This window comes from Neobacillus niacini, from assembly GCF_030817595.1.
In the GTDB taxonomy this organism is placed as follows: domain Bacteria; phylum Bacillota; class Bacilli; order Bacillales; family Cytobacillaceae; genus Neobacillus; species Neobacillus niacini_G.
The window spans coordinates 5,360,323-5,374,391 of record NZ_JAUSZN010000001.1; the positions used below are offsets into that span (position 1 = coordinate 5,360,323).

12 protein-coding genes are annotated in these 14,069 nt (G+C 40.1%); all 12 read left to right on the forward strand.

Features of this window, described 5'->3' with window-relative positions; all coding sequences use genetic code 11:
- Positions 1-69 precede the first annotated feature (69 nt).
- A complete protein-coding gene (locus QFZ31_RS25230) occupies positions 70-1,365 on the forward strand; it encodes a murein hydrolase activator EnvC family protein (protein WP_307308333.1) in 1,296 nt (431 codons plus the stop codon).
- A gap of 171 nt (positions 1,366-1,536) precedes the next feature.
- Positions 1,537-2,991 (forward strand): S41 family peptidase, encoded by a 1,455-nt coding sequence (locus QFZ31_RS25235; protein ID WP_307308335.1) that lies wholly within the window; start codon positions 1,537-1,539, stop codon positions 2,989-2,991.
- A gap of 275 nt (positions 2,992-3,266) precedes the next feature.
- Entirely contained in the window at positions 3,267-4,460 is a 1,194-nt protein-coding gene (locus QFZ31_RS25240) for a PDZ domain-containing protein (RefSeq protein ID WP_307308337.1), read from the forward strand.
- Positions 4,461-4,599: 139 nt separating this feature from the next.
- Complete coding sequence (locus QFZ31_RS25245; protein ID WP_307308339.1) at positions 4,600-5,031, forward strand: putative ABC transporter permease; 432 nt, start codon at positions 4,600-4,602, stop codon at positions 5,029-5,031.
- Between the two features lie 280 nt (positions 5,032-5,311).
- Positions 5,312-5,683, forward strand: coding sequence for an ArsR/SmtB family transcription factor (locus QFZ31_RS25250; RefSeq protein ID WP_307308342.1), 372 nt, complete (start codon positions 5,312-5,314; stop codon positions 5,681-5,683).
- Positions 5,684-5,751: 68 nt separating this feature from the next.
- Positions 5,752-6,693 (forward strand): cation diffusion facilitator family transporter, encoded by a 942-nt coding sequence (locus QFZ31_RS25255; RefSeq protein WP_307308343.1) that lies wholly within the window; start codon positions 5,752-5,754, stop codon positions 6,691-6,693.
- A gap of 83 nt (positions 6,694-6,776) precedes the next feature.
- Positions 6,777-7,010 (forward strand): CsbA family protein, encoded by a 234-nt coding sequence (locus QFZ31_RS25260; RefSeq protein ID WP_307308345.1) that lies wholly within the window; start codon positions 6,777-6,779, stop codon positions 7,008-7,010.
- A gap of 255 nt (positions 7,011-7,265) precedes the next feature.
- Positions 7,266-9,245 (forward strand): excinuclease ABC subunit UvrB, encoded by a 1,980-nt coding sequence (gene uvrB / locus QFZ31_RS25265; RefSeq protein WP_307308348.1) that lies wholly within the window; start codon positions 7,266-7,268, stop codon positions 9,243-9,245.
- A 7-nt stretch (positions 9,246-9,252) separates the two neighbouring features.
- Positions 9,253-12,129, forward strand: coding sequence for an excinuclease ABC subunit UvrA (gene uvrA / locus QFZ31_RS25270; protein WP_307308350.1), 2,877 nt, complete (start codon positions 9,253-9,255; stop codon positions 12,127-12,129).
- Between the two features lie 91 nt (positions 12,130-12,220).
- The gene (locus QFZ31_RS25275) at positions 12,221-12,538 is read left to right on the forward strand and encodes a DUF4870 domain-containing protein (RefSeq protein ID WP_307308353.1); all 318 of its coding nucleotides are present in this window, start codon (positions 12,221-12,223) and stop codon (positions 12,536-12,538) included.
- 35 nt (positions 12,539-12,573) lie between these two features.
- Positions 12,574-13,689 (forward strand): DUF4097 family beta strand repeat-containing protein, encoded by a 1,116-nt coding sequence (locus tag QFZ31_RS25280; protein ID WP_307308354.1) that lies wholly within the window; start codon positions 12,574-12,576, stop codon positions 13,687-13,689.
- 15 nt (positions 13,690-13,704) lie between these two features.
- A complete protein-coding gene (locus QFZ31_RS25285; RefSeq protein WP_307308355.1) occupies positions 13,705-14,064 on the forward strand; it encodes a phage holin family protein in 360 nt (119 codons plus the stop codon).
- Positions 14,065-14,069 lie beyond the last annotated feature (5 nt).

The window sequence follows — 14,069 nt, forward strand, 5'->3', positions numbered from 1 at the left end:
ATGTCCTTCCTGATTACTGTGATGGATTCACACTTACATAAATAGAAAATAGGGAGGAGAAATTGGACTTTGAAAAAACAAATACTAACTACGGCCGTTGCAGGAACAATTTTGATGAGCAATTTTTTTGGTGGGTTTGCTGAAGCGGCTTCGATTTCAAGTTTAAAGGATCAGCAAAATCAAATTGAAAAAGAAAAGTCGGAAATATCATCAACTATAAATGATGCTGATAAACAGATTAATAGTTTAAATGAACAGCAGTCTGATGTGAAAGAACAAATGACACGCATTGATATGGCCATCGGTGATACACATAAGAAAATTAGCGATAAAACAGCTGAATTGGAGGAAACCAAGGCCGAAATTACTAGACTCCAAGAAGAAATAAAAGTTACAAAAGAGAGAATTGAAAAGCGAAATGAGCTTTTGAAGGAGCGAGCCCGTAACTATCAAGAAACAGGCGGAATGGTTAGTTACCTTGATGTATTAATGGGCTCACAGAACTTCAGTGACTTTATTGACCGTGCCAATGCGGTGGCAACAATCATGGAGGCAGACCAGGATATTTTAAAACAGCATGAAGCGGATAAAAAGAGTCTAGAGGAAAATCAAGCCAAGCTAGAAGAAGAGCTTGCGAGTGTCCAGACCATGCTTGCTGATTTAGATAAGTTAAATCAACAATTGAATGCCCAAAGGGCGGAACAGGATCAGTTATTAGCTACTCTTGAACAGCAAGAAGAAGAAATTCATGAGCATAAAATGGAACTTCAAGAAGAGGCTCAATTACTTGCTGCACAATCTGCAGCCATCCAAAAAGCCATTGCACTTGAACAGAAACGTCAAGAGGAAGCAGCAGCTGCCGCTGCCGCCGCTGCTGCTGCCGCGGCAAATAATAATTCAGGCTCAGGGAACGGTGGAGGAGAAAGTACCTCTCCACAACCACCAACTGCACCAGTATCAAGTGGAGCATTCACCATGCCAGCGAATGGAACCTTTACATCAGGTTTTGGCGGTCGATGGGGCGCAACGCATTTTGGAATTGATATAGCAAATCGTGCAGCAGGTGTACCAATTTGGGCTGCGGCTGACGGTGTCGTCATTCAATCCTATTTATCTAGCAGTTATGGAAACGTTGTTTTTATTGCCCATTCGATAAATGGTCAGACATATACTACGGTATATGCTCATATGGAAACTCGTTTCGTTAGCTCCGGAGCTGTTGTGAGAAAGGGCCAGCAAATTGGAATTATGGGCAATACCGGTGAATCTACCGGCAAACATTTGCATTTTGAACTTCATAGAGGGGAATGGAATTCTAGTAAGAGTAATGCAATTAATCCAGTCGGAATTGTACCAATGCCATAATAAGATTAAGGGAGAAGCCATGCTTCTTCCTTTTTTTGTACCCAAAAGCTGAACCTGAACTTTAAGGCATAACTCGTCCATACCTTACATAATAGTTAATAAACGGGCAGGAAAGAGACACTATTTTTCAATAATGATCGTCAATAGATGCTGCACATGAGGGGGAACGGGATGAACAGAAAATGGATTGCCCTAATGATGGTTGGATCGCTTCTAACGGGAGCGGGGGGCACATATGCTGGAATGCAATGGTTTGATAGAACAGAGGAAAACACGGTCCTTGAACAGACATTAACCCGAACAGAAACAGTTGTAACAGGCCAGCCTGATACAGAGAACCTTGCAAAGGTTAATCAGGCCTATGAGTTAATCTTGAGCCGTTATGTTGAAAAGGTAGACAGTGACACCCTGGTGGAGGGAGCCATTCAAGGAATGCTAACCGTCTTAGATGATCCCTATTCTGTATATATGAATAAGGAAACAGCACAGCAATTCAATCAAGCTTTAGAATCTTCCTTTGAAGGTATTGGTGCAGAAGTGGGGATGGTCGACGGAAAAATTGTTATTATATCACCATTTAAAAATTCTCCAGCTGAAAAAGCGGGCCTGAAGCCGAATGATGAAATATTAAAAGTAGATGGCAAGAGTGTTGAAGGTCTTGACCTTAATAAAGCGACGTTAAAGATACGCGGGAAAAAAGGAACAAAGGTAACGTTGGAAATCGGACGGAAGGGCCTGAAGGAATCTCTTACGATTAAAGTAACTCGTGATGAAATTCCACTGGAAACCATTCATTCCGCTGTTAAAAAACAAGATGGAAAAAATATCGGTTATATTGAAATTACTTCTTTCTCCCAAGATACTGCGGCCGATTTTAAAGAGGAACTAACCTCCTTAGAGAAGAAAGATATTGAAGGCCTAATCATAGATGTCCGTGGAAACCCTGGAGGTTTGCTAGTAAGTGTCGAGGATATCCTAAAAGAATTTGTAACAAAGGATAAGCCGATTATTCAAATTGAACAAAGGAATGGGGATAAAGAACGTCATTTCTCCACTCTTACAGAGAAAAAAGAATATCCAGTTGCTGTCCTCATTAATAAAGGCAGTGCATCAGCCTCAGAAATATTGGCAGGAGCCTTAAAAGAAGCTGCTGGTTACCAATTGGTCGGAGAAACCACTTTTGGTAAGGGAACGGTACAGCAGGCTGTTCCGATGGGGGATGGCAGCAATATTAAGCTGACACTATATAAGTGGCTGACACCGGATGGTAATTGGATCCACAAAAAAGGGATTCAACCGGACGTAGAAGTCAAACAACCAGCCATTTTTGATACGCATCCGCTTCAAGTTGAAGAACCGCTTAAAGAGGATATGAATAATGAACAGATCAAAAATGCACAAGAAATATTGGCTGGTTTAGGGTTTACTCCAGGACGTACAGATGGTTATTTTAGTTCTGAAACAAGTACAGCAGTTAAAGCCTTCCAGCAAAACCACAATCTTGAGCCAACTGGGAAAATTGATGCAAAAACGGCTGCTAAGCTTGAAGAAGAGGCACTAAAAGAAATGAAAAAAGAGAAAAACGACATCCAGCTGCAAACGGCATTGAGACTAATTTTAAAATAAACACGAAAACAGAGACATCTGTCTCTGTTTTTATTTGCGACAAAAAAAATAAGAACTAGTTGGTTATGTCGAGAATTTCCATGGAAATATTGTTGAATACCAAAGAATTAACAAATAACCAAGATAAACATTTACTAATGTGCATCTGTTCCCCTGATAATTCGACATTTTTTTATTTTTTCAAGAAACTAGCAATAGGTTTTACTCCTCAATTTTGGTAAAATAAACTTTAGAGCAAGATTAGTAGAATTTATGATAGAGGCAGGTGGCAGAAATTGGTGCAATTATGGCTTTATGAGCTGTTAAAAGGGACAGGAAGACTCTTTCTTCATCCTATTTTTTACTATCTCATTTTCCTATCAGGAATTCTGGGAGTTTCAAGAGTAAAACGAGAACGCAAAAACTTCCATACCCGGACCTTTGATGCTTATTTTGAACTTCGACAGTTATTCCCATTAGGTTTGATTTTGGGTCTCGTGCTTTCCATTCTCACAGTCACTGCGGGTCTAAGCGTTCCATTTGCAGCCATCCTTCTAATCGTGGTCTTTACGCTATTATGGAGTTTAACAACTAATATACGGTTAATGTCGCCAGTCTACACTGTGGGTGCAGCGTTTTTCGGAGTTATTTTAATCGCTGAATATGACTGGAATATCCCATTCTTTAAAGAGGCATTTCAAAGTATAGATGAAAAGGTCTACCCTTCTGTGGTGATTTTGATGGCACTCCTATTAATTTCTGAAGGAATTCTTATTAGTAGAAATGCAAATATTGGGTCCTCTCCCAAACTTGTAAAAAGTAAGCGAGGGCAGAGTGTCGGTGCTCACGAAGTGAAAAGACTCTGGCTGTTGCCTGTGTTTCTGCTAATCCCTGGGGATGTTCTGACGCTGCCATTTGACTGGTGGCCAGTCTTTCATATTGGAGCGGAGTCCTACTCGCTACTCCTGGTTCCGTTTGCTGTAGGTTTTAATCAGCAAATCCAAGGTATGCTGCCAAAACAGTCGATTCAGTTGCATGGACGTAAAGTCCTAACATTGGGCATTTTGACATTAATTCTGTCTGTTATAGGTTATTGGTATCCGCTTATCTCTATTGTGGTGGCAGCCCTGGCCATTATCGGACGTGAACTCATTTCCTTAATGCAGCGGTTGAAGGATGATAATTTACCTTTTTACTTTTCTAAGAAAAACAACGGCTTAATGATTATTGGGATTATTCCGGAATCACCTGCTGATAAAATGGGCCTCCAAGTAGGAGAAATCATTTCAAAGGTTAATGGCGTTATAATTCGTGATGAACACGTTTTTTATGAAGCTTTACAAAAAAATCGAGCCCATTGTAAGCTTGAGGTTTTAGATATAAATGGCGAGGTCCGTTTCGTTCAACGTGCTTTGTATGAGGGGGACCATTACGAGTTGGGCATACTTTTTGTACAGGACCAGAATAAATATGATGAAAAAATAGGATAAAGTACAAAGTCAAGGGACCATTTCCTTTGGCTTTTTTTCTTTATAAATTGGATTTTGAATCATTAATTTTCGGTATATTTCGAAGCTAGTGAGCTAAACCTAAAGTGGGAAATTCATATCCAAGAAAGGTGGCAGCCGTATGATTAGTTTATTAGACTTTTACACTCCTGCAAATTTGAACTTTGAAGCAGTTTCATCCGTTGTATTTTATTTTACAATCTATTCCTTGTTTGGTTGGCTGTTGGAAAATAGCTATAGTTACGTTACAAGACGTCAATTTTTTAAGCCGAATTTTTTTCACGGACCCTTTAAGCCGATGTATGGTTTTGCCCCTGTAATCTTGGTTTATTTAATAGGTCCTAAAACAAATTGGGGTATTGCCCTTTTGTTATGTTTCTTTATTCCGACCTTGATAGAATACATAAGTGGTGCATTACTTCAGAAGTTTTTTCAACGGCAATGGTGGGACTATTCAAATATGCCTATGCAAATACACGGACATATTTGTCTGCCATTCTCACTGTGCTGGATTCTGCTATCATTCGCCTGTTTAAAGTGGATTCATCCTTAGATTGTTTCTTTTTATGGATCAGCCCAAATGTTTTGGACATGGATATGGCCAGCGATTATTTTATATTTCATTGCAGAACTGGCTTTGTCTATTCGCAGACACTCTACCCGAGCCCTCGATAAAACAGAATCACCTAATCCAATCCAATAATAAATCCAACTCCTTCTGCTAAATTAAGCAGGAGTTATTTTTTTTCAAGAAAAATAATAATGTTTGACATTCAAATGATGATTTGAATATCATATAATCAAATATAGATTTGAATGTATGAGGTGATGAAATGAAGGATCGAGATATTTGCGAGGTAACTTGTGTTGATGACCATAAAACTACAAGGCTCCAGCCTTTAGTAGAATTAAGCAATATCTTTGAGGTAACCAAGATATTTAAAGCCCTGTCCGACGAAACGCGAATGAAAATAGCCTTTGCACTTACACTTGAGGATGAGCTCTGTGTATGTGATGTAGCCAATATTGTCGGAGCTACAACGGCAACAGCTTCCCATCATTTACGTCACTTAAAAAGCATGGGACTTGCAAAATACCGGAAGGAAGGAAAGCTAGTCTATTATTCTCTTGATGATGATCATGTTAAACAGCTCATTCACATTGCCTTCGAACATCAACAAGAGGTGGCAGGTCGAAGTAATTGATTGAATAACGTATCACAAAAAACAGATAAGATTAAACTAAGAGACAACTCTAGTTGGGAGAGATATTTATGGGACACCATCATCACCATGGACATTCTCATGGGCACTCACATGGTCATGGACACGGTCATTCACATACAAGTAATAAAAAGGCATTGTTAAGTTCATTTATTTTGATTTCGGTTTTTATGATCGTTGAAGTTATCGGTGGATTTTTAACCAATAGCTTAGCCTTATTATCTGATGCCGGGCATATGTTAAGTGACGCTGCAGCGCTTGGACTGAGTTTTTTCGCGATCAAGCTTGGGGAAAAACAGGTGTCACAGGAAAAAACGTACGGATACAAGCGTTTTGAAATTATTGCGGCGGCTTTAAATGGGATTACCCTAATCGTCATTTCCTTATATATTTTTTATGAAGCATTACAGCGATTCTTTGCTCCGCCTGAAGTTCAAAGCACGGGAATGTTAATGATCTCGATTACAGGATTAGTAGTGAATATCATCGCCGCTTGGATTTTAATGAGCGGTGATAAGGATGATAATCTCAATGTTCGAAGTGCCTTCTTACATGTGCTGGGGGATATGCTCGGATCGGTCGGAGCCATAGTAGCTGCCTCGCTGATTATGTTCTTCGGTTGGACGATTGCGGATCCAATTGCGAGTGTCATTGTCGCTGTATTAATCATTATTAGTGGTTTCCGTGTTACAAAGGATTCTTTCCATATTCTAATGGAGGGTGCACCGACACAAATCGATATTCATCAGGTTAAAGAGGCACTTAGTAAAATTCCATTAGTACAGGAAGTTCATGATTTACACATTTGGACAATAACTTCCGGATATCCAGTACTGAGCTGCCATATTACCATTTTAGATGACGCAATCCATGACGACATTCTTGCTCGTTCACAAAAAATACTTCATGATGAATTTCACATTGAACATAGTACGATTCAAGTTGAAAAGGCGGAAGTTGGCTGTCCTAGCCCGCATGGGACATGTAACTAAAGATATTCAATAAGTTTTTGTTGCAATTTTGTGAATTAATTTCTAAAATATATACACAGTAATGTATGAATGAGGTGGACCCATTGGCTATTGAATATATATCGGCATTTATAATGCCTGGTTTACTCGTATTGCTATTTACTCGGGTCACATACAATCGGATCATTGGCCTTGCCTTAACCGTTGGACTCATTGCTGCTTCTGTGTATAAAGGCTATACGGACAATTTCCTGCTGATTGTGGTCGATGCTTTTTCGCTTACAGCTGGATTTTGGCTGGCTGCAAAAATGAAACCACGAGTTTTTAAAAAAACGTAAACACTCAACTTAGATGTTTAAGTCTGTCAATCAATGGCAGGCTTTTTTGTCTTTTGCGAGTAAAATAGCAGTTTAATGCGTGTAAAATCCAAATTCTATAACGAAATCGAATGTTCGTTCGCATATTAGTGGTTTGTTTTGGAGGAATTGTGTTAGAATGATACTATTAGAAATTCAGGATACATTTTCTAGCACCATCCCGGCCAGAAGCAAGTCCATAAGTTAGAAAATGATTATTTTTCGGGAGGAAAATCAGTGAAAGATCAATTTGAATTAGTTTCGAAATACTCACCTCAGGGAGACCAGCCTGAAGCGATTCGACAGTTAGTTCAAGGAATAAAGGACAATAAGCGCTATCAAACATTATTGGGTGCCACTGGAACAGGTAAAACGTTTACTGTTTCAAACGTGATAAAGGAAGTAAACAAGCCGACACTCGTTATCGCTCATAATAAAACATTAGCAGGTCAGCTATACAGCGAGTTTAAGGAATTTTTCCCAAATAATGCAGTTGAGTATTTTGTTAGTTACTACGATTACTTCCAACCAGAAGCCTATGTGCCTTCGACAGATACATTTATTGAAAAAGATGCCAGTATTAATGATGAAATTGATAAACTTCGCCACTCCGCAACATCTGCCTTATTTGAGCGGAAAGATGTTATTATCATCGCGAGTGTATCATGTATATACGGTCTCGGTTCACCTGAAGAATACCGGGAAATGGTGCTGTCACTAAGGACAGGTATGGAGATTGAACGTAACCAGCTGCTGCATCGTTTGGTCGATATTCAGTATGAAAGAAATGATATTGATTTTAAACGTGGTACGTTCCGCGTTCGAGGTGATGTTGTGGAGATATTCCCTGTGTCACGGGATGAGCATTGTGTTCGCGTAGAATTTTTTGGTGATGAAGTAGATCGTATTCGTGAAGTCGACGCCTTAACAGGGGAAATTATCGGCGAACGTGAGCATATCGCAATTTTTCCGGCATCCCACTTCGTAACGAGAGAAGAAAAAATGAGAGTTGCCATTGAGAACATTGAAAAAGAACTCGAGGAACGCTTAGAAGAGCTTCGTGAAGATAATAAATTACTTGAAGCGCAGCGCATCGAACAAAGGACACGTTATGATCTTGAAATGATGCGTGAGATGGGCTTCTGTTCAGGGATTGAAAACTACTCACGTCATCTAACATTGCGACCTGCTGGTTCCACACCGTATACGCTGCTCGATTATTTTCCAGAAGACTTTCTCTTGGTCGTGGATGAGTCGCATGTTACCCTGCCGCAAGTAAGAGGGATGTTCAATGGTGATCGTGCACGGAAACAGGTGCTGGTTGACCACGGCTTTCGTCTTCCATCCGCGCTTGATAACCGACCGTTGACCTTTGATGAGTTCGAAAAACATATTCACAATGCCATCTTTGTCTCGGCAACACCAGGTCCGTTTGAGCTTGAGCATACCCCGGAAATGATACAACAAATCATTCGACCAACAGGGTTATTGGATCCAACGATTGAAGTTCGTCCTATTGAAGGACAAATTGATGATCTTATTGGAGAAATTCAGGAGCGAATCAAGAAAAATGAACGTGTGCTTATTACCACGCTGACAAAGAAAATGTCTGAGGATTTAACGGACTATCTAAAAGAAATTGGAATTAAAGTCCAATATTTGCATTCAGAAGTGAAAACACTTGAACGGATTGAAATTATCCGCGAACTGCGGCTCGGTAAGTATGATGTTCTCGTCGGGATAAACCTGCTTAGAGAAGGACTGGATATTCCTGAGGTTTCACTGATTACAATTCTCGATGCCGATAAAGAAGGCTTCCTTCGTTCAGAACGTTCATTAATTCAAACCATCGGACGTGCTGCCCGTAATGCCAATGGGCATGTCATCTTGTATGCGGACAAAATCACCAATTCGATGGAAATTGCGATAAATGTAACAAGAGAGCGCCGTAAAATCCAGGAAGAATACAATAAAAAGCACGGTATTACGCCTATGACCATTCAAAAAGGAATTCGTGAGGCCATTCGTGCTACGCATGCTGCCGAAGAACAGGAAGATTACAAACCTGCAGCTTCTTTCGGTAAGATGTCGAAGAAGGAAAGAGATAAGTTAATTGCAACCATGGAAAAAGAAATGAAGGAAGAAGCAAAAGCGCTTAATTTTGAGCGTGCTGCTGAGCTTCGTGATTTATTATTAGAGTTAAAAGCGGAAGGATGACGTAACCATGGCGATGGATAAATTGATTGTTAAAGGCGCCAGAGCCCATAACTTAAAAAATATTGATGTCACCATTCCGAGAGATAAGCTTGTTGTTTTAACGGGACTTTCTGGTTCTGGAAAGTCCTCGCTTGCTTTTGATACGATTTATGCAGAAGGGCAGCGCCGCTACGTAGAATCACTGTCGGCATATGCAAGACAATTCTTAGGCCAGATGGATAAGCCTGATGTTGATTCTATTGAAGGATTATCTCCGGCAATCTCAATCGATCAGAAAACAACAAGCCGGAACCCCCGTTCAACAGTAGGGACGGTGACGGAAATTTATGATTATTTGCGATTACTTTTTGCCCGTGTTGGCAGACCAACTTGTCCCATCCATAATATCGAAATCTCCTCGCAAACGATTGAACAAATGGTGGACCGAATCATGGAATATCCTGAGCGGACAAAAATGCAAATTCTTGCACCAGTCGTTTCTGGACGAAAAGGAATGCATGTCAAAGTTTTGGAAGATATAAAAAAACAAGGATTCGTTCGTGTTCGGGTTAACGGTGAAATGCTTGATCTTGGTGATGAAATTGTTCTAGATAAGAACAAAAAGCATTCCATTGAAGTAGTTATCGATCGTATTGTCGTGAAAGAGGGCATTACTGCGAGGGTTGCTGACTCTCTTGAAACCGCATTACGGCTTGGAGAAGGTAAGGTAATCGTCGATGTCATTGGAGAAGAAGAACTTCTTTTCAGTGAAAATCATGCATGTCCTCTTTGTGGCTTTTCAATAGGGGAGTTAGAACCACGGATGTTTTCATTCAATAGCCCTTTTGGTGCGTGTCCGGAATGTGATGGGCTTGGGTCGAAGCTTGAGGTAGATGTTGACCTTGTAATTCCAAATAAGGAATTAACATTGAAACAGCATGCCATTGCCCCATGGGAGCCAACTAGCTCGCAATATTATCCGCAGCTACTTGAAGCAGTTTGCAATCATTATGGTATTGATATGGACATGCCGTTTAAAGATATTCCTCAACACCTTATCGATAAAGTTCTTTATGGCTCTAAGGGTGACAAAATCTATTTCCGTTATGAAAATGATTTTGGGCAGATCCGTGAGGGACATATTGAGTTTGAGGGTGTCATTCGTAACGTAGAACGCCGTTATAAAGAGACCAGCTCTGATTGGATTCGAGAGCAAATGGAGAAATACATGGGTGAGCAGCCTTGCCAAGTCTGTAAAGGTCATCGGCTGAAGAAGGAAACTTTAGCAGTGTTAATTTCTGGCCGCCATATTTCTCATGTTACAGAGTTATCAATCGAAGAAGCGAATAGCTTTTTCAGTCAACTAACTTTAACCGAGAAGGAAACGCAAATTGCTAAGTTAATTTTAAATGAAATTAACGAGCGCCTCGGCTTTCTAATGAATGTTGGACTAGATTATTTAAGTCTAGGGCGTGCCGCTGGGACACTTTCCGGCGGTGAAGCACAACGGATTCGCTTGGCAACTCAAATCGGTTCAAAGTTAACGGGAGTTCTTTACATTTTAGATGAACCGTCCATTGGACTTCATCAGCGTGACAATGACCGCTTAATTGGAACACTTCAAAATATGCGTGATATTGGCAACACGTTGATTGTGGTGGAACACGATGAAGACACCATGCTTGCGGCCGATTATTTAATCGATATTGGACCAGGTGCCGGGGTACACGGAGGGCAAATCATTTCAGCAGGTTCACCTCAAGAAGTGATGGCCGACCCTAATTCATTAACGGGCCAGTATCTATCGGGTAAAAAGTTTATTCCGCTGCCAATCGAACGCCGGAAGCCTGATGGAAGGTATATCGAGATTAAGGGTGCTGCTGAAAATAATTTGCGAAATGTTAATGTGAAGATTCCACTAGGAATGTTTATCGCTGTGACAGGTGTTTCTGGATCAGGGAAAAGTACATTGATCAATGAAATTCTCCTAAAAACATTAGCCCAGAGGCTTAACCGGGCTAAAACAAAGCCAGGTGAACATAAGAATATCTTGGGTATAGAGCATTTAGATAAGGTAATCGACATTGATCAATCTCCAATCGGCAGAACACCTCGTTCTAATCCGGCAACCTACACGGGAGTATTTGATGATATCCGTGATTTGTTTTCTACCACGAACGAAGCAAAGGTCCGCGGTTATAAAAAAGGACGATTTAGCTTTAATGTGAAGGGCGGCCGCTGCGAGGCATGCCGCGGCGATGGAATTATCAAAATTGAAATGCATTTTCTGCCTGACGTTTATGTGCCATGTGAGGTCTGCCATGGCAAACGCTATAATCGTGAAACGCTGGAAGTGAAGTATAAAGGAAAGAGTATCTCTGAAATTCTTGATATGACTGTCGAAGCGGCGGTAGAGTTTTTTGAGAACGTTCCTAAGATTAGCCGAAAGCTGCAAACCATTAAAGATGTTGGCTTAGGTTATATTACTCTCGGTCAGCCTGCTACTACTTTATCCGGCGGGGAAGCGCAGCGTGTGAAGCTGGCTTCTGAGCTTCATAAACGTTCTAACGGAAAGTCGTTCTACATCTTAGACGAACCAACAACAGGACTTCATGTCGACGATATTTCTAGATTATTAGTCGTCCTCCAGCGTCTTGTTGAAAATGGTGACACCGTTTTGGTTATTGAGCACAACCTAGATGTCATTAAAGCAACAGATCATATTATTGATCTCGGACCAGAAGGTGGAGACAAAGGCGGTACCATTGTCGCTACAGGAACACCAGAAAAGGTGGCAGAAGTACCTGCATCTTATACAGGCAGATACTTAAAACCAATCCTAGAGCGTGACCGGTTACGAATGAAAGAACAAATACACGAAAAAGAAACCATCGGAAAAAGCTAAAACGATTTGAGTTTTAGCTTTTTTTATTGTAAAAAAATTGAATCTTTCTCTACTTCCATACGTAAATAACGAGTAAGGGGAGTGATGAAGGATGGATACAAGAAAAGTTCTTTCAGGATTAAGTTACTTTAGTATTTTCTTTGCAGGAATTCTTTTTCCGTTGGTTGTCCTGTTAGCTTCTGGGGATAATGTAACAAAAAGCCATGCGAAAAAAGCATTTATCTCTCATTTAATACCGCTAATTCCAGCACCATTGCTAATCTTCGCTATATTTAGTGATATAAATACCATTAACACTGAAGGAATACCTGTTTTTACACTTGTGACAGCTGGGATTATGGTTTTAGTTAGTCTAATTGTCACTATCTGGAATGTGATAAAAGGCGTAAAAGCCTTGATGATGGAATAGGATTTTAAAGAATACATTTATTGGGGTGAGTATTAATGAAGGAAGAGCGTAAAAGGATATTAAAGATGGTGGAAGAAGGAAAGCTGAATGTTGACGAAGCGTTGACTTTATTAGAGGAGCTTGAAAAAGCGGGTCAAACGATGGAACAAAAGCAGGAACCAATTGCTCAAGAAATTTCAACTGCATTCAAATTTGAAGAGGCAAAAAAAGAAGAGTCGGTGCATAACAAAGTTCACTCCACAAAGGAAAAGATATTTGATTTTGTCGACACAGCCTTGAAAAAAATTAAGGATATTGATTTTGATTTGAATTTCGGTCATTCCGTAGAGATTTCACACATCTTTCATCAAGGCGATGTATACTTACGTGATATGGATATTGACCTTGCAAACGGGTCGCTTAAACTGGTTCCTTGGGACCAAAATGATGTGAGGATCGAGTGTCATGCAAAAGTTTACCGTGTAGAAAACGCTGAGCAAGCCCGGGAGAACTTTTTGAAGGATGTTATGTTTGCGATAGATGGTCAAAAATTACGGTTCATGACACAGCAAAAATGGATGAAGGTCGACGCGGTGGTTTATGTTCCTCAGGCAGAATATGAACGGGTTCGAGTTAGGTTGTTTAATGGTCCGATATCCGGTGAAGAATTGACAATTAGTGATCTTCGGATGAAAACCGCTAATGGAAAAATTGAGCTTTCACGCTTAAATGGAAAAAAGGCCGAAGTCGAAACAGCGAATGGCCATATTACATTGCAAACCAGCACGATTGATAATCTTGAGGTAGAAACGATCAACGGTGCCATTAAGCTTGATGGTGATTTTAGAAAGGTAGAAACACAGACATTAAATGGGAATACTTCCTATAACCTAACCGGAAATCGCTGTGAATTGATTGCAGCGAAAGCAACTACTGGAGGGGTTGATTTGTTTATTCCCGATGGAGTGGCGGCTAGCGGTGAGTTAAAGACAAATCTTGGCGGCTTCAATATTAAGCTTGATGGAATACAGGTTCTTGAGGAAAAAAGTGAAATCGTTCAAAAATTGCTTCGCTTTCAATCGGTTCATCATCCTGACCGCATGTTAAAAATATTTGTCGATACAAAAACTGGATCTATTACACTTCATAAATCTGATGAGGTAACCAATTAATAGGAGACATGATAAATGAAATGGTTGATTGGAATCTTAATAAATGCGGTATTGTTCATGGCAATAGCGGGCTATTTTTCTGAAAGTTTTGTATTAGAAGGCTTTGTTGCTGCAGTTAGCGCAAGCTTCTTACTTTCAATCATAAATATCATCGTCCGCCCGATTCTAATTATTTTAACCTTACCTGTAACTGTTTTAACTTTAGGGTTTTTTCTGTTTGTCATTAATGCGATAACCTTAGAAATAACCGACTACTTAATGGGTGATTCCTTCGAAATCGCAGGATTTGGAATGGCGCTGCTTGCTGCAGTTATTATGTCGATTGTGACGCTCGTTCTGAATAAAACAATACTTAAATCCTCCAAGGAAAAATAGTAGAA